General features: G+C 66.4%; 16 protein-coding genes. 1 reads left to right on the forward strand and 15 read right to left on the reverse strand.

What is annotated here, in order from left to right; translation table 11 throughout:
• Nucleotides 1-387 (forward strand): archaetidylserine decarboxylase (gene asd, locus AC04MI_RS18070; RefSeq protein ID WP_476498328.1); only part of this gene is annotated, 387 nt, incomplete at its 5' end.
• A 45-nt stretch (nt 388-432) separates the two neighbouring features.
• Here asd and AC04MI_RS18075 read toward each other — a convergent pair.
• The 15 genes from AC04MI_RS18075 to AC04MI_RS18145 form a co-directional block, all read right to left on the reverse strand.
• Nucleotides 433-642 carry a hypothetical protein gene (locus AC04MI_RS18075; RefSeq protein ID WP_476498329.1) on the reverse strand — a complete coding sequence of 70 codons (210 nt, stop codon included), beginning with the start codon at nt 640-642 and terminating at the stop codon, nt 433-435.
• A 118-nt stretch (nt 643-760) separates the two neighbouring features.
• Nucleotides 761-1,576, reverse strand: coding sequence for an N-formylglutamate deformylase (gene hutG / locus AC04MI_RS18080; RefSeq protein ID WP_056063581.1), 816 nt, complete (start codon nt 1,574-1,576; stop codon nt 761-763).
• Between the two features lie 34 nt (nt 1,577-1,610).
• Nucleotides 1,611-2,993 carry a formimidoylglutamate deiminase gene (locus AC04MI_RS18085; protein WP_476498330.1) on the reverse strand — a complete coding sequence of 461 codons (1,383 nt, stop codon included), beginning with the start codon at nt 2,991-2,993 and terminating at the stop codon, nt 1,611-1,613.
• Nucleotides 2,990-4,276: an imidazolonepropionase gene (hutI, locus tag AC04MI_RS18090; RefSeq protein WP_476498332.1), complete on the reverse strand. Its 1,287-nt coding sequence runs from the start codon at nt 4,274-4,276 to the stop codon at nt 2,990-2,992. The genes AC04MI_RS18085 and hutI overlap by 4 nt, the downstream gene beginning before the upstream one ends.
• Before the next feature lie 72 nt (nt 4,277-4,348).
• Nucleotides 4,349-4,978, reverse strand: coding sequence for a HutD/Ves family protein (locus AC04MI_RS18095; protein WP_436077152.1), 630 nt, complete (start codon nt 4,976-4,978; stop codon nt 4,349-4,351).
• Nucleotides 4,975-5,868, reverse strand: a complete 894-nt coding sequence (locus tag AC04MI_RS18100) for a phytanoyl-CoA dioxygenase family protein (RefSeq protein ID WP_436077151.1) — start codon at nt 5,866-5,868, stop codon at nt 4,975-4,977. Before AC04MI_RS18100 ends, AC04MI_RS18095 begins: the two co-directional genes overlap by 4 nt.
• A gap of 56 nt (nt 5,869-5,924) precedes the next feature.
• Complete coding sequence (locus tag AC04MI_RS18105; RefSeq protein WP_005794442.1) at nt 5,925-6,719, reverse strand: amino acid ABC transporter ATP-binding protein; 795 nt, start codon at nt 6,717-6,719, stop codon at nt 5,925-5,927.
• Nucleotides 6,716-7,384 carry an amino acid ABC transporter permease gene (locus tag AC04MI_RS18110; protein ID WP_260667334.1) on the reverse strand — a complete coding sequence of 223 codons (669 nt, stop codon included), beginning with the start codon at nt 7,382-7,384 and terminating at the stop codon, nt 6,716-6,718. The genes AC04MI_RS18105 and AC04MI_RS18110 overlap by 4 nt, the downstream gene beginning before the upstream one ends.
• 29 nt (nt 7,385-7,413) lie before the next feature.
• Complete coding sequence (locus tag AC04MI_RS18115) at nt 7,414-8,163, reverse strand: glutamine ABC transporter substrate-binding protein (protein ID WP_010465677.1); 750 nt, start codon at nt 8,161-8,163, stop codon at nt 7,414-7,416.
• A 32-nt stretch (nt 8,164-8,195) separates the two neighbouring features.
• Nucleotides 8,196-8,942 (reverse strand): IclR family transcriptional regulator, encoded by a 747-nt coding sequence (locus AC04MI_RS18120; protein WP_436077150.1) that lies wholly within the window; start codon nt 8,940-8,942, stop codon nt 8,196-8,198.
• Nucleotides 8,943-9,047: 105 nt separating this feature from the next.
• A complete protein-coding gene (hutU, locus tag AC04MI_RS18125; RefSeq protein ID WP_476498333.1) occupies nt 9,048-10,772 on the reverse strand; it encodes a urocanate hydratase in 1,725 nt (574 codons plus the stop codon).
• A 40-nt stretch (nt 10,773-10,812) separates the two neighbouring features.
• The gene (gene hutH, locus AC04MI_RS18130) at nt 10,813-12,351 is read right to left on the reverse strand and encodes a histidine ammonia-lyase (protein ID WP_436077149.1); all 1,539 of its coding nucleotides are present in this window, start codon (nt 12,349-12,351) and stop codon (nt 10,813-10,815) included.
• 64 nt (nt 12,352-12,415) lie between these two features.
• Nucleotides 12,416-13,228 (reverse strand): histidine utilization repressor, encoded by an 813-nt coding sequence (gene hutC / locus AC04MI_RS18135; RefSeq protein WP_436077148.1) that lies wholly within the window; start codon nt 13,226-13,228, stop codon nt 12,416-12,418.
• 30 nt (nt 13,229-13,258) lie between these two features.
• Nucleotides 13,259-14,038: an ABC transporter ATP-binding protein gene (locus tag AC04MI_RS18140; protein WP_476498334.1), complete on the reverse strand. Its 780-nt coding sequence runs from the start codon at nt 14,036-14,038 to the stop codon at nt 13,259-13,261.
• Nucleotides 14,035-14,545: ABC transporter permease (locus AC04MI_RS18145; protein WP_476498335.1), on the reverse strand; the 511-nt coding region annotated here is incomplete at its 5' end. The genes AC04MI_RS18145 and AC04MI_RS18140, both read right to left, overlap by 4 nt.

Consider the following 14,545-nt stretch of genomic DNA (forward strand, 5'->3'; position numbering starts at 1 on the left):
GTGCATGTGCCGGGCGACCTGTTCTCGGTGAATCCCACCACGGCACGCGGCGTGCCCGGCCTGTTCGCGCGCAATGAGCGCGTGGTGTGCTTTTTTGAATCGGCCCAGGGTCCGTTCGTGCTGGTACTCGTGGGCGCCACCATCGTGGGCAGCATGGCCACCGTGTGGCATGGGCAGGTGAACCCGCCGCGCACCGGCACGCTGCGGCAGTGGGACTACGCCAAGGGCCAGGTGAGCCTGCAGCAAGGTGAGGAAATGGGCCGCTTCTTGCTCGGCTCCACCGTGGTGATGCTGTTCCCACAGGGGCCGCTGCAGTTCAACCCGCAGTGGTCGCCCACGCGCCCCATCCAGCTGGGCGAGGCGATGGCGCAGTGCACTGGCGGCTGACCTTCAGCCCATCAGCCCAGTAGCCCTTCGGCCGGAGCGCCGCGCTCACAAACGGTCTGGCGCGCGCGTGAGCCGGAAGGCGGTGGGTGCCAGGTGCAKCGCTTCAGGGTGAACGGGGGATTCGTGCCCCACCAGATACACCATGAGAGAGTTGCGGCGCACCACCACATGGCTCACGGTTTCGCGCTGGTGGTTCCATTGCACAAACGCGCCGGGCTTGAAAAGGGGCATGTAGTAGTAAGCGGTGGGGTCCATGGGGCGCGGCTCCTCCCGCTACAACGGGCCCTTGCGTGAATGCGGGCCCTGACGGCGGTCCATGGCGGACCGACCAGTTCATACTAGCACCGATCCCTCCCGCCGCGGGGTGCCCATTTCAAACTGATTGCGTTGCCGCAAAGGCCAGCGTGGCCTGCAGCATGCGGCGCAGGTGCGGCTGCACGCCTGCCGCCACATCGGGCAGATAGTCAAACGGCAAGGCTTCTTGCATGTAGCTGCACTGCGTCATCTCCAGCTGCACCGCGTGGATGTTCTGCGCGGGCTGCCCATAGTGGCGCGTGATGTGGCCGCCCTTGAAGCGACCGTTGAGCACTGCGGTGTAGCCCTGGGCCTCTTTGGCGATGGACAGCAGCTCCTGCGCCAGCGCCGGATCGCAGCTTTCGCCGTTGGCCGTCCCCAGGTTCAGGTCGGGCAGCTTGCCTTCAAAGAAGCGCGGCAGCACCGAGCGGATGGAGTGTGCGTCCCACAGCACCGCCACACCATGCTGCGCGCGGATGCGGTCCAGCTCGGCACGTAGTTGCGCGTGGTACGGCGCCCAGACGGCATCGCGGCGCGCGGCCACCTCGGCATCATCGGGCACATCGCCCCGGGCATAGATGGGCGTGTCGTCAAACGTATCGACCGGGCACAGGCCGGTGACGCTTTGGCCAGGGTAGAGGCTGGTCCCATCGGGCGGGCGGTTCAGATCGACCACATAGCGCGAGTGCGTGGCCACGAGGATGGACGCGCCCAGGTCCTTGGCGAACGCATAGAGGCGCTCCATGTGCCAGTCGGTGTCGGGCACCTGGCGGGCCTCATCGGTGAAGCGCGCAGCCAGCGCTGGCGGCACGTAGGTGCCCGCATGGGGCATCGACACCAGCAGCGGCGCGGTGCCGGGGTAAAGGACAAAAGGAGGTGGAGAGGTATCTGTCATCACAAGCTCAGGGGTAGGAATTCAATCGGACGCGTCAATCGGGTGCAATGGTGGCCGAGCGCGCGGCCACGAACGCATGGGCCGCGGCGTCATGCAGCGTGTGCCGGCCGCTGGCGATGCGCCGCTGCCCCGCCACCCACACGCTGTCGATGGCCGAGGTGCGGTGGCTGCCAAACACGTGGGCCGACAGCATGCTGTGCGCAGGCAAATCGCGCAGCGCCAGGTGCTGCGCATCCACCGCCACCAGGTCCGCCTGCTGGCCCACGGCGAGGCCGCCAATGGCGCGGCCCGCGGCCTGCGCCCCGCCCTGAACAGCCTGCAAGGTCATGGCAGTGGCCACCTCGGCTTGCACAGCGGTGGCCAGCACATTGCGCTGGCGCAGCGACAGGCGCTGGCCGTATTCGAGCATCAGCAATTCCTCTGCCGCATTCACGCAGGCATGGCTGTCCGAGCCCACGCCCCAGCGCCCGCCGTGCTGCAGCCACAGCGGCATGTCGAAGATGCCATCGCCCAGGTTGGCCTCGGTGGTGGGGCAGATGCCTGCCACGGCGCCCGTGCGCGCTGCGTCCTGGTACTCCTGCGGTGTCATGTGCGTGGCGTGCACCAGGCACCAGCGCTCGTCCACGGGTGCGTTCTCCAGCAGCCACTGCACCGGGCGCTGGCCGCTCCAGGCCACGCAGTCATCCACTTCCTGCGTCTGCTCGGCAATGTGGATGTGAATGGGCGCCTGCGCGTTGAGCGCCGTGAGGCCCTGCACGGCAGCCGCCAGGCTGTCGGGCGGCACCGCGCGCAGCGAGTGCGGCGCCAGCCCCAAAACGGCCGCTTGCGCTTTTGCAGCGGGTGCAAGGCGCTCCAGCAATGAGAGCATGTTGTCCGTGCTGCGAATGAAGCGGGCCTGGTCCGCACGCGGTGGCTTGGCACCAAAACCACTCGTCTGGTACAGCACCGGCAGCAGCGTGATGCCGATGCCCGCATTCTGCGCCGCACGCAGCAGGGCCAGCGAGAGCGTGGCGTCATCGGCATAGGGCGTGCCGTCCTGGTCGTGGTGCACGTASTGGAACTCGCACACGCTGGTGTAGCCCGCCTCSAGCATCTCCACGTACAGCCAGGTCGCAATGGCCTCCAGCGACTCGGGCGTAATGCGTGCCGCAAAGCGGTACATCAGSKTGCGCCAGCTCCAGAAGCTGTCCTGGCTTTCGCCCCGGTATTCGGTSAGKCCCRCRAASGCRCGCTGGAAGGCATGCGARTGCAGRTTGGGCATGCCGGGCAGCACGGGGCCCGGGGCCATGGCGGCACCATTTGACTGGGCGTTGGGCGTGACGGCAGTGATGCGCCCTGCCCCATCCCATGTGATCAGCACGTTGCGCGCCCAGCCCGTGGGCAGCAGTGCATCGGCGGCGAACAGTTGTTGCGTCATGGCATGACTCCGTGAATGCGCCCTTGCCGCACGATGGTGCAGGCAGGCTTTTGGCCCAGCCAGTAGGCCAGTTCGGCCGCCTCGCCCATCGGCCACAGCACAAAGTGGGCGGGCCTGCGGGATGCGATGAGGCCGTGGGTGTCTTGCAGGCCGAGCGCGCGCGCGGCGTGGGTGGTGATGCCCGCCAGCGCCTCGGGCACYGTSAGRCGGAACAGCGTGCAGGCCATGTTSAYCATCARCAGCAGGCTCAGCGCGGGCGAGGTRCCSGGGTTGTGGTCGGTSGASACRGCCATSGGCACRCCSGCYGCGCGCAGYGCCKCGATSGGTGGCAGKTGCGTGTCGCGCAGYGTGTAGTAGGCGCCGGGCAGCAGCACGGCCACGGTGCCCGCGGCTTTCATCGCAGCGATGCCGTCGGCCGACAGGTGCTCGATGTGGTCACACGACAGCGCACCGTAGCGCGCAGCGAGTGCCGAGCCGCCCATGTCGGACAGTTGCTCCGCATGCAGCTTGACGGGGATGCCGAGCTTGCGTGCGGCCTGGAAGACCTGCTCGGTCTCGGCCAGCGTGAAGGCGATGCGTTCGCAGAACACATCCACGGCATCCACCAGGCCTTCGGCCGCSAGCGCRGGCAGCATCTCRTTGCAGACRAGRTCGGTGTAGTCCYSGCTGCGSCCSGCGTAYTCGGGCGGCAGCGCATGCGCGCCGAGGAAGGTGGTGCGCACCGTGACGCCAAAGACCTCGCCCAGGCGGCGGGCCACGCGCAGCTGCTTGCGYTCGTACTCSAGCGCCAGKCCGTAGCCSGACTTGATCTCGATGGCACACACGCCCTCATCCAGCAGCGCCTGCAGGCGCGGCGCGGCCAGGGCAAAAAGCTCGTCTTCGCTGGCCTCGCGCGTGGCGCGCACCGACGASACGATGCCSCCGCCSGCCTTSGCCACYTCTTCATASGTGGCRCCCGCSAGCCGCATCGCGAACTCGTTGGCGCGCTGSCCRCCGTACACCAGGTGGGTGTGGCAATCGACCAGGCCGGGGGTGGTGATCGCACCCTTGCCATCAAAGCGGGGCAAGGCGGCAAACGCCGCGGGCACCTGGGCCTGCGGGCCCACCCAGTGCACGGCGCCGCCCTGCACCACCACACACGCCAGCGCGCCCTCAGGCACCGGCACATCCGTCGCCCACAACGCGGCCACGGGCCGCAGGTTGGTCCACACGCCATCGGCACTGGGTGCGGAAGACGCTGGCGGGACAACGCCCTGCTTGTTGCTACCTGCTGCTGTGTTCATGGATTGATCTGCTATTGTTTATATAGCTGCTAGCGCATATTCCACTAGCGCTTGCAGCCCATTTGATTCAAATTATGGTGCAGAGCCCCTGCGCAAGGCCACCCAGGCCAGCACGGGTGCATCGTCGGCAGACCGACCGCTTTCGGCGCCGCGCACAGGGGTGATCGACGGCGCTGCTTCGCCCCCTTCGTTCACCCACCACAGGCCCTGCCCCGCTGCCAACATCCGCACTTGGTGGGTATCGCAGTCCTCGCATCGCCAGGTGCCCTGCAGCACCATGCACAGACCCGCTGCAGCCCCCTCAGCGGGCGGCGGTACATCGCGCAGCACCTTCAGGTTCCCGGTCCACTCACCCCGGCGCAGCATCAGGTTGAAGTCGGTGGAAACACCGCCCAGCATGCGGCAGTCCACCGGCTCTTCGCCGGAGAACGCAAACGGCTCCCAGCGATGCGTCAGCGCGTGCTGCCAATGTCCTTCTGTGCCTTGCAGATGTACGCCATCGCCATCCAGCAACATGATTTGCCGATCGACCCCCACAAAGGCCGAGAACGGCCCGGGGCTTGCAATGGTGGCAACGCTCACGCGCCATGCAAAGCTGTCCATGCCCGCGCCGGGCGGCCAGCACGCCAGCTCGCGTGTGCTGCCGCCGCCGTTCTTCCACGGCACTGGGGGCGTGGAGGCCAAGTCCAGAAACTGCTTCACGCGCCTTCACCCTGCGGCACACCGTTCCCGTCCACCAGCAGCGGGAACAGCGGGTGGTCCATGGCTGCCCCAGCGGGCAGCTGGTCCGCCAGCCCCGGGAACTCGGGCGAGGTCTTCCACGGCCTGGGCGCGTGGCGCGTGTCGTCGCCCAAGAAGCGCACCGAGAACACGCGGCGCCGATTGGGCCCCTCCACCCCGCCGGACGCATGCAGCGTGAGCATGTGAAAACACACCACGTCGCCCGGCTCGATCTCCCAGCCCACGATGGGAAAGGCATCGCGATTGGCCTCGACGTTGGGCAGGTCCCGCAGGCTGCCTTCAGGGAACCACTTGGCCTGGTTGTCCATGAAGGTGCGCGGCATGAGCCAGGGGCCCTTGTGCGATCCCGCCACAAACTCCAGCGTGGCCGCACGCGAGACCGGGTCCACTGGTATCCACATGCTCACGTTCTGCCTGCCTTCGATGTTGTAGTAAGGCTGGTCCTGGTGCCAGGGCGTCTTCTGGCGCGTGCCAGGCTCCTTCACCAGCACATGGTCGTGATACAGCCGCACGGTGCGTGACTGCATCAGGCGCTGCGCGGCCAGGGCCAGCGGCGTGTCGCGCACAAAGCGGCCAAACTGCGGGATGTCCTGCCAGTTGCAGAAGTCCTCGAAGAAGCGGCCCGGGTCATCCGGCCTGCTGGCCACCTTGGCGCGCGGGCTGGGCGCGGCCAGGTTGGCATCGATGCCGTCGCGCAGCAGCGCTACCTCTTCGGGCGTGAGCAGCTGCTTGATGCAGATGGCGCCGTCGCGGTCAAACCGCGCGATGTCGTCGGCGGTCAGGCGCTCCTGCAAGCGCTGTTGAAAGTGCTGTTGTTGGCTCAGGTCACTGGCAGGTGAAACCGGGTGCATACGAGCTGTCTCCTTGTAGGCTATTGACCGTTGTCGTCCATCGCGCACACCCAGCCTCAGGCGCGCGTGAGCACCGCCTGCAGAAAGGAACGCGTGCGCTCCTGCGTGGGGTTGGTGAAGATGGTCGCAGGCTGGCCGGACTCAATGATCCCGCCGCCGTCCATCACCACCACCACGTCGCCCACCTCGCGTGCAAAGTCCATTTCGTGCGTCACGACCATCATGGTCATGCCTTCGCTGGCCAGCAGCTTCATGACTTGCAGCACCTCGCCCACCAGCTCCGGGTCCAGCGCCGACGTGGGCTCGTCGAACAGCATCACGCGCGGCTCCATGGCCAGTGCGCGGGCAATGGCCACACGCTGCTTTTGCCCGCCCGACAGGCTGGCAGGCATGGCCAAAGCCTTGTGCGCCAGGCCCACCTTGGTCAGCAGGGCCTGTGCGCGCTCCTCGGCCTCCTTGCGCGAGAGGCCGCGCAGCTTGCGCGGACCCAGCGTGACGTTGTCGAGCACCGACAGGTGCGGAAACAGGTTGAACGACTGGAACACCATGCCCACCTCTTCGCGCAGGGCGTTCAGGTCATGGTCGGGCAGCATGCGGCCGTCCTGCACCAGCGTGCGTCCGCAAATTTCCACGGTGCCGCCCTCGGGCTGCTCCAGCCCGTTGCAGCAGCGCAAAAAGGTGCTCTTGCCCGAGCCACTGGGCCCGATGACCACCACCACCTGCGACGGCAGCACGTCAAAGTCGATGCCATTCAGCACCACGTGGCTGCCAAACGACTTGCGCAGTCCGCGAATGCGCACGATCGGCTCGGCGGATGGGCTTGCTCCGGTCATCACAGAATTTTTCTTCATTGCACCATCCCCCCGGCACGCAGGCGCAGCTCCATGCGGCGCAGCACCAACGAAGTGACACCCGTGAGGATGAAATACACCACCGCAATCGCCAGGTACACCTCCAGCGAGCGGTACGACACGCTGATGATCTTCTGCCCTTCGTGCATCAGGTCGTGGATGGTGAGCAGCGACACCAGCGCCGAGTTCTTGATCAGCGCGATGAACTCATTGCCCAGTGGCGGAATCATGCGCACCACGGCCTGCGGCAGCACCACGGTGCGCATGGCCAGGCCTGAGGACATGCCGATGGAACGCGCCGCCTCCATCTGCCCCTTGTCAATGGACTGGATGGCGCCGCGCACCACCTCGGACACATAGGCGCCCGAGTAGATGCCCAGGCCGATCACGCCGCACACAAAAGCGGGCAGCAGGATGCCGAACTGCGGCAGGCCAAAGAACAGGATGAACAGCTGCACCAGCAGCGGCGTGCCACGGATCGCGGCCACGTAGGCGGTGCACAGGGCGTAGATCACGCGGCGCTTGGGGTTCAGGCGGCCAATGCCCACCAGCAGGCCCATGACGCAGCCCAGCAGCAGCGAGGCAGCCGTGATTTCCACAGTGACCAGCGCACCCGCCAGCAACTGGGGGAGTCCGGCCCAGACAGGAGAAAAATCGAGTTCCATGGCTCAGTTCGGCAACGTGTGGCTGCGGTTTACTTGGCAGCGCTGTTGCTGAACCACTTCTTGACGATGGCCGCATAGGTGCCGTCCGCCTTGAGCTTGGTGATGGCACCGTTGACGGCCTTCGTCAGCTCGGGCGTGTCCTTGCGCAGGGCCATGCCGTACTCTTCGGTGGTGAGCTGCTCGTCGAGCACGCGCAGGCCGGGACGGGTGCGCACATACTGGAACGCGGCGGGCTTGCCGGTCACGGCAGCGTCGGCGCGGCCGATGTCCACCAGGTTGAACATCTCCTGGTTCTTCTCGACCTCGACACGCTGCACCTTTGGGAATTTCTCGGTCAGGTACGCCACCGACTTGGTGCCCACCTGCACGCTGACCTTCTTGCCGTCCAGGTCGGCCAGCTTGTTGATGGCCTTGTTGTCGGCCTTCACCATCACCACCAGGCCACCGGCATAGTAGGAGTCGGTGAAGTCCACCACCTTCTTGCGCTCGTCGGTGATGTAGATGGCCGAGACCGCCATGTCAAAACGCTTGGAAATCAGGCCGGGAATCAGGCCCTTGAAGTCGATGTCCACCCACTCGACCTGCTTGCCCATGGTCTTGGCAATGGCCTCCACCAGCTCGATGTCGAAGCCCGTGCGTTTGCCGTTTTCGACAAACTCCATGGGCGGGAACGTGGCATCGGTGCCCACACGCAGGACGTTGTCCTGGGCCTGTGCACCCGTGGTGCAGAAGGCTGCGGCGGCCAAGCTGGCCAGAAGAAGGTTGCGGCGAAGGTTCATGGGGAAAGCTCCTGAGGAGGGGTGAGGGAAAATCAGGGAGAAGTGAGCTGGCGAGAGATGCGCACTGCGGCGACGACGGCCATGCCGGTGAGTGCGGTCTCCTGCCCCTGGGCCCGCAAGATCGGGGCCATCAGGGTGATGGCCCCGGCGGCCTGCCGGGGAGAACCGAACACGGGCACGCTGACGCCCCAGACACCGGCATCCACTTCGCCGGAGCTGACGGCGTAACCCGCCTTGGCAATGCCCTCCAGCTCGGTCAGCGCCGCCTGGCGCTCAGCAGTGTCTGCGCCGTAGTGCAGGTCCAGAATGGCATTGCGCGTGGCCGGGGCCACATGGGCAAGCAGGCACTTGGCGGAGGCCCCCGCGCGAAGCGGCACGCTGCGCCCTTTTTCAAACGAGCAGCGCAGGGCCTGCGTGCTGTCCACCATGTCCAGGCACACCACGCTGTCATTCACGGCCACCACCAGCCCCACGCTCTCGTGGGACTGCCGGGCCAGGGCCTGCATGTCCGGCCGCGCGTGGTGCACCAGGTGCGACGCCATGTCAAAGCCCAGCGCCAGTTGCAGGCTGAGCGGCCCGGGCGCGTAGTGCCCGCTGCTCTCCAGCACAAAGCCCCATAGCTTGAGCCGCGCGAGCTGCCGGTACAGCGTGCTGCGTGCCAGGCCCGTGGCCTCCATCAGCTCGGCAGCCGACATGGGCTGCCCGTGCTGTGCCAGCACCGCCAGCACGTGCAGAACACGGTCGGCGGCGGCAACGGAGGTGGGTCCACGGGTGGGCATGGACTCAGTATCAAAGGATTGCAGCGGCATTCAAACCCAACATTCCCAACGAATGGGAATGCAGTTCCCTTTTTTCACATTCCTGTCATTCCCTCCCTCGCCCCTTCACTTCACCATGGGCAGCTTCAGGCCCTGCTTCTTGGCCGTCTCCACCGCCAGTTCGTAGCCAGCATCGGCATGGCGCATCACGCCGCTGCCGCAGTCGTTGACCAGCACATTGGCAAGGCGCTGGGCCGCTGCTTCAGTGCCGTCGGCCACGATGACCATGCCCGAGTGCTGCGAGTAACCCATGCCCACGCCCCCGCCGTGGTGCAGGCTGACCCAGGTGGCGCCGCCCGAGGTGTTGAGCAAGGCGTTGAGCAGCGGCCAGTCGCTCACAGCGTCGGTGCCGTCCTTCATGSCTTCGGTCTCGCGGTTGGGGCTSGCCACSSWGCCGGTGTCSAGGTGGTCKCGGCCGATSACGATGGGKGCCTTGAGCTCACCGTTCTTCACCATCTCATTGAAGGCCAGGCCCGCAATGTGGCGCTCGCCCAGGCCCAGCCAGCAGATGCGCGCCGGCAGGCCCYGGAAGGCRATGCGCTCGCSCGCCATGTCGAGCCAGCGGTGCRYGTGKKTGTTCTCGGGGAACAGYTCCTTGATCTTGGCGTCGGTCTTGCGAATGTCTTCCGGGTCACCCGACAGGGCCACCCAACGGAACGGGCCCTTGCCTTCGCAGAACAGCGGGCGGATATAGGCGGGCACAAAGCCGGGGAAGTCGAAGGCGTCCTTCACGCCTTCGTCAAACGCCACCTGGCGAATGTTGTTGCCGTAGTCCACCACCGGGATGCCCATGTGCTGGAAGTCAAGCATGGCCTGCACATGCACGGCGCAGGACTTGGCAGCGGCCTTCTTCAGCACCTCGTGCTGTGTCACGTCCTGCTGCGCAGCACGCCACTGGGCCACCGTCCAACCTGCGGGCAAGTAGCCGTTGACGAGGTCGTGGGCCGAGGTCTGGTCGGTCACCAGGTCGGGCTTGAGGCCACCGGCCTTGGCACGGCGCACCAGCTCGGGCAGGATCTCTGCGGCGTTGCCCAGCAGGGCAATCGACACGGCCTCTTTGGCCGCCGTGTGCTGCTGGATCAGTTCGAACGCGTGGTCRATGTCRCGYGCCTGCTTGTCSACRTAGCGYGTGCGCAGGCGGAAGTCGATGCTGSTYTGCTGGCAYTCGATGTTGAGCGACACCGCGCCCGCAAAGGTAGCGGCCAGCGGCTGCGCRCCGCCCATGCCGCCCAGGCCAGCAGTCAAGATCCAGCGCCCTTCGAGCGAGCCGCCAAAGTGCTTGCGACCCGCCTCGGCAAAGGTCTCGTACGTGCCCTGCACGATGCCTTGCGTGCCGATGTAGATCCAGCTGCCGGCGGTCATCTGGCCGTACATGAACAGGCCCTTCTGGTCCAGCTCGCTGAAGTGTTCCCAGTTGGCCCACTTGGGCACAAGGTTGGAGTTGGCCAGCAGCACGCGGGGTGCGTTGGCATGGGTCTTGAACACGCCCACGGGCTTGCCGGACTGAATGAGCAGGGTCTCGTCGTCATTCAGGTCCTTGAGCGAGGCGAGGATCTGGTCAAAACATTCCCAGTTGCGCGCGGCACGGCCAATGCCGCCGTACACCACCAGGTCCTGGGGGCGCTCGGCCACCTCGGGGTCGAGGTTGTTCTGGATCATGCGATAGGCCGCTTCGGTGAGCCAGCTCTTGCAAGTAAGCTGGCTGCCGCGCGGCGCGCGGATCACGCGGCTGGCGTCGTGGCGGGGGTCGGTGTTGGAGGCGGCGGCGATGATGGCGTCGTTGGCGTTCATGGTGGGCTCCTGTGAATCAATGGGGTATGCGTAGAGAAAATCAGGCGAAGCTGGGCAGGCATTGCGTGAGTGCTGCTGGCCAGGCGGACTGCTGGGCCCATGCGCGCATGGCTTCGATGTCGGGGGCGAGGTAGCGGTCCTGCTCCAGGTAGGCCACGCGCTCGCGGATGGCGGCGAATTGCGCTTCGATCAGCGGAGAGGATTTCAGGGTGCGGTCGAATTCCATGCCTTGCGCAGCGGCCATGGCCTCGATGCCGACCATCACCGCCGCATTGCGCACCATGTCGCCCAGGCGGCGCGCGCCGTAGGTGGCCATGGAGACATGGTCCTCCTGGTTAGCCGATGTGGGCAGGCTGGTCACGCTGCTGGGGTTGGCCAGGCACTGGTTCTCGGCCGCCAATGCGGCGGCGGTGACCTGGGCGATCATGAAGCCCGAGTTCACGCCGCTGTCGAGGATCAGGAAGGCGGGCAGACCCGAGAGGCCCGGGTCCAGCAGCAGCGACAGGCGGCGTTCAGAAATCGCACCGATCTCGGCCACGGCCAGCGCAATGATGTCGGCCACAAARGCCACSGGCTCGGCGTGGAAGTTGCCGCCGGAAATCACGTCCCCGTTGTCGAACACCAGGGGGTTGTCGGAAGCCGCATTGGCCTCAATGGTCAGCACGCGCGCGGCGTGGTGCAGGTTGTCCAGGCAAGCGCCCATCACCTGCGGCACGCAGCGGATGGAGTACGGGTCTTGCACGCGGCCGCAGTTCGGGTGCGAAGGGTCGATGGCGCTGCCGTCGAGCAGCGCACGCACGGCAGCGGCCACGGCGATCTGCCCGGCCTGGCCACGTGCCTCGTGAATGCGTGCATCAAAGGGTTTGACCGAACCCTTGATGGCTTCGAGCGACAGGCAGCCCGCAACCAGCGCGGCGGCAAAGACGCTCTCGGCGCCAAACAGCCCGGCCAGTGCAAGTGCGGTGGACACCTGCGTGCCGTTGAGCAGCGCCAGCCCTTCCTTGGGGCCCAGCACAAACGGCTGCAAACCGATGGAGCGCATGGCCTCTGCCCCCGGCACCACCTTGCCGTCCACCTTGGCCTGGCCTTCACCAATCAGCACACAAGCCATGTGCGCCAGCGGCGCCAGGTCGCCCGACGCGCCCACCGAGCCCTTGGCCGGAATCACCGGCAGCACGTTGGCGTTGGCCAGGGCCAGCAACGCATCCACCAGCTCGGGGCGCACGCCCGAGTGGCCACGCGCCAGACTCACGGCCTTGGTGGCCAGGATGAGGCGCACCACATCGTCGGGCAGCGCATCGCCCGTGCCCACGCTGTGCGACAGCATCAGATTGCGCTGCAGCTCGGCCAGGCGCTCGTGCGCAATCTTGGTGCTGGCGAGCTTGCCAAAGCCGGTGTTGATGCCATAGACGACCTGGTCTTCATCGACGATGCGCTGCACCGTGGCCAGGGACTTCTGCAAACCCGCGCGAGCCGACGCATCGAGCACCAGTTGCACAGGGCCCGCGTGGATGCGGCGCAGCTCGGCCAGCGTGACGCGGCCGGGGCGCAGGGTGATGGGAGATGCGTTCTGTGTCATGGCATTGATCCTGTATATACAAGTAGGTACAAGCGAAAAAATTCTGTGCTTTTGGCAAAAACTTTCAACCGGCGACGGGATTGCCGTCGGCGCGGAAGCGGCTGCCCAGGCGGTAACGGGTGGCGGGGTGCAGGCAGCGCACCACGGTGATGGGAACGCCGCGCGACCAGGTGCGGCGGGTGAGCAGCAGGCAGGGCTCCTGCGGCGACATCTCCAGCAGCGCGGCCTGCTCGGCGGTGGGCATGACGGCATCGACCACATGCTCGATCTGGTCAAAGGGCACGTTGCGCACCAGGTATTCGGAGGGTTGCAGCAGTGTGAAGTCCTGCGCGACGAACTGGGGCACCTGGCGCGGGTTTACGTGGCGGTCTTCCAGTTGTACGGGCAGGCCGTCCTCGCGGTGGATGCACAGCGAGTGAAACACCGACTCGCCCGTCCGCAGGTCCAGCGCGGCGGCCACTTCCAGCGTGGCGGAGGTGCGTTCCACCGTGAGCACGTCACAGCGGTAGTCGTGCCCGCGCTGGCGGATTTCGCTGGCCAAATTGGCAATCTGCAACAACGTGGACTGGGGCTTGTCCTCGGCCACAAAGCTGCCCACACCGGCCACGCGCACGATGCGCCCCTGCTCCACCAGCTCGCGCAGTGCGCGGTTCACCGTCATGCGCGAGATGCCGAACTGGGTGACCAGTTCGTTCTCGGACGGCAGGCGGTCGCCCGCACGCCAGATGCCTTCCTGGATCTTGCGCGAGATGTGGTCCTTGACCTGCTCGTACAGCGCCATGGCTTGCGCGGGTGCAACCACGGCGACCACCGCCTTGGCGGGCGTGGCGCTGCGCGGGGCAGTGGCTGCAGTGCGGCGGGAAGGACGGGCGCTCATGTGTGGATGCGGGGCTGGTGCAGGTTCAGATCAGTGCAGGTCCGCCGCCATGGATTCAGCGCGGATCTCTTCGGTGAGGCGCGCCTTGAGGTCCATGAACTCGGGGCTCGTTTTGATCGTGTAGTGGCGCGGGTGCGGCAAGTCCACCGTCAGCTCGGTCTTGATGCGGCCGGGCCGGGCGCTGAACACGGCGACGCGGTTGGCCATGAAGATGGCTTCGTCGATGTCGTGGGTGACGAAGAGCACGGTCTTGCGCTCGGCCTCCCAGATGCCCAGCAGCAGCTCTTGCATGAGCACGCGGGTCTGGTTGTCGAGCGCGCCGAAGGGCTCATCCAKCAGCAGMATCTTGGGGTCGTTGGCCAGTGCGCGCGCAATGGCGGTGCGCTGCTGCATGCCGCCCGASAGCTGCTTSGGAAAGTGCTGCTCRAAGCCGCGCAGGCCGACCTTGGCGATGAAGTACGCGGCGCGTTCCTTTTGCTGTGCCTCGGGCATACCGCGTTCGCGCAGGCCAAAGCGGATGTTCTGCTCGATGGTGAGCCAGGGGAACAGCGTGTAGCTCTGGAACACCATGCCGCGGTCGGCGCCGGGGCCTTCAACGGGCACCCCATCCAGCAGCACGCGGCCGCTGGTGGCGTGGTCCAGCCCCGCCACAATGCGCAGCAGCGTGGACTTGCCGCAGCCCGAGGGGCCCAGGATGGTCACGAAGTCGTTGTCCCGCACTTCAAAGTCCACCGGTTGCAGCGCCTGCGTGCGCTGGCCCTTGGCAGTCTCGAAGACACGCGAGACGGCTTGAATGGAAACAGAGCTCATCGCACGAAACTCCAGGCAAACAGACGGTGGTTGAGCGCCTTGAARGCGAAGTCGGACACCAGCCCGATGASGCCGATSAYGATGATSCCGAAGATGATCTGCCCKGTGTTGAGCARSGMCTGGCTGTCGGTGATCATGTGRCCGATACCGCTGGACGAGCCGATCAGCTCGGCCACAATCACATAGGTCCAGGCCCAGCCCAGCACCAGGCGCAGGGTCTCGGCGATCTCGGGGGCTGCGCCGGGGATGAGCACGCGCGTGACGATGCCCTTGTGGCCCGCGCCCAGCGTGTAGGCGGCCTCGACCAGATCGCGCCGCGCGCCGCCCACGGTGACGGCGACCATCAGCGTGATCTGGAAGACCGAGCCGATGAAGATGACCAGGATCTTCTGCGCCTCGCCAATCCCAGCCCACAGGATCAACAGCGGGATGAAGGCCGACGCAGGCAGGTAGCGGCAGAACGAGACGAAGGGCTCAAAGAACGCCTCGATGCCCTTGTACGCGCCC

Source organism: Acidovorax sp. LjRoot204, from assembly GCF_056175785.1.

What these genes read in the sequence shown, in the direction of transcription:
- hutG (WP_056063581.1), bottom strand. Translation starts at nt 1,576, where the DNA reads ATGACAGATACCTCTCCACCTCCTTTTGTCCTTTACCCCGGCACCGCG.
- AC04MI_RS18100 (WP_436077151.1), bottom strand. Translation starts at nt 5,868, where the DNA reads ATGCACCCGGTTTCACCTGCCAGTGACCTGAGCCAACAACAGCACTTT.
- AC04MI_RS18105 (WP_005794442.1), bottom strand. Translation starts at nt 6,719, where the DNA reads ATGAAGAAAAATTCTGTGATGACCGGAGCAAGCCCATCCGCCGAGCCG.
- AC04MI_RS18110 (WP_260667334.1), bottom strand. Translation starts at nt 7,384, where the DNA reads ATGGAACTCGATTTTTCTCCTGTCTGGGCCGGACTCCCCCAGTTGCTG.
- AC04MI_RS18115 (WP_010465677.1), bottom strand. Translation starts at nt 8,163, where the DNA reads ATGAACCTTCGCCGCAACCTTCTTCTGGCCAGCTTGGCCGCCGCAGCC.
- AC04MI_RS18120 (WP_436077150.1), bottom strand. Translation starts at nt 8,942, where the DNA reads ATGCCCACCCGTGGACCCACCTCCGTTGCCGCCGCCGACCGTGTTCTG.
- hutC (WP_436077148.1), bottom strand. Translation starts at nt 13,228, where the DNA reads ATGAGCGCCCGTCCTTCCCGCCGCACTGCAGCCACTGCCCCGCGCAGC.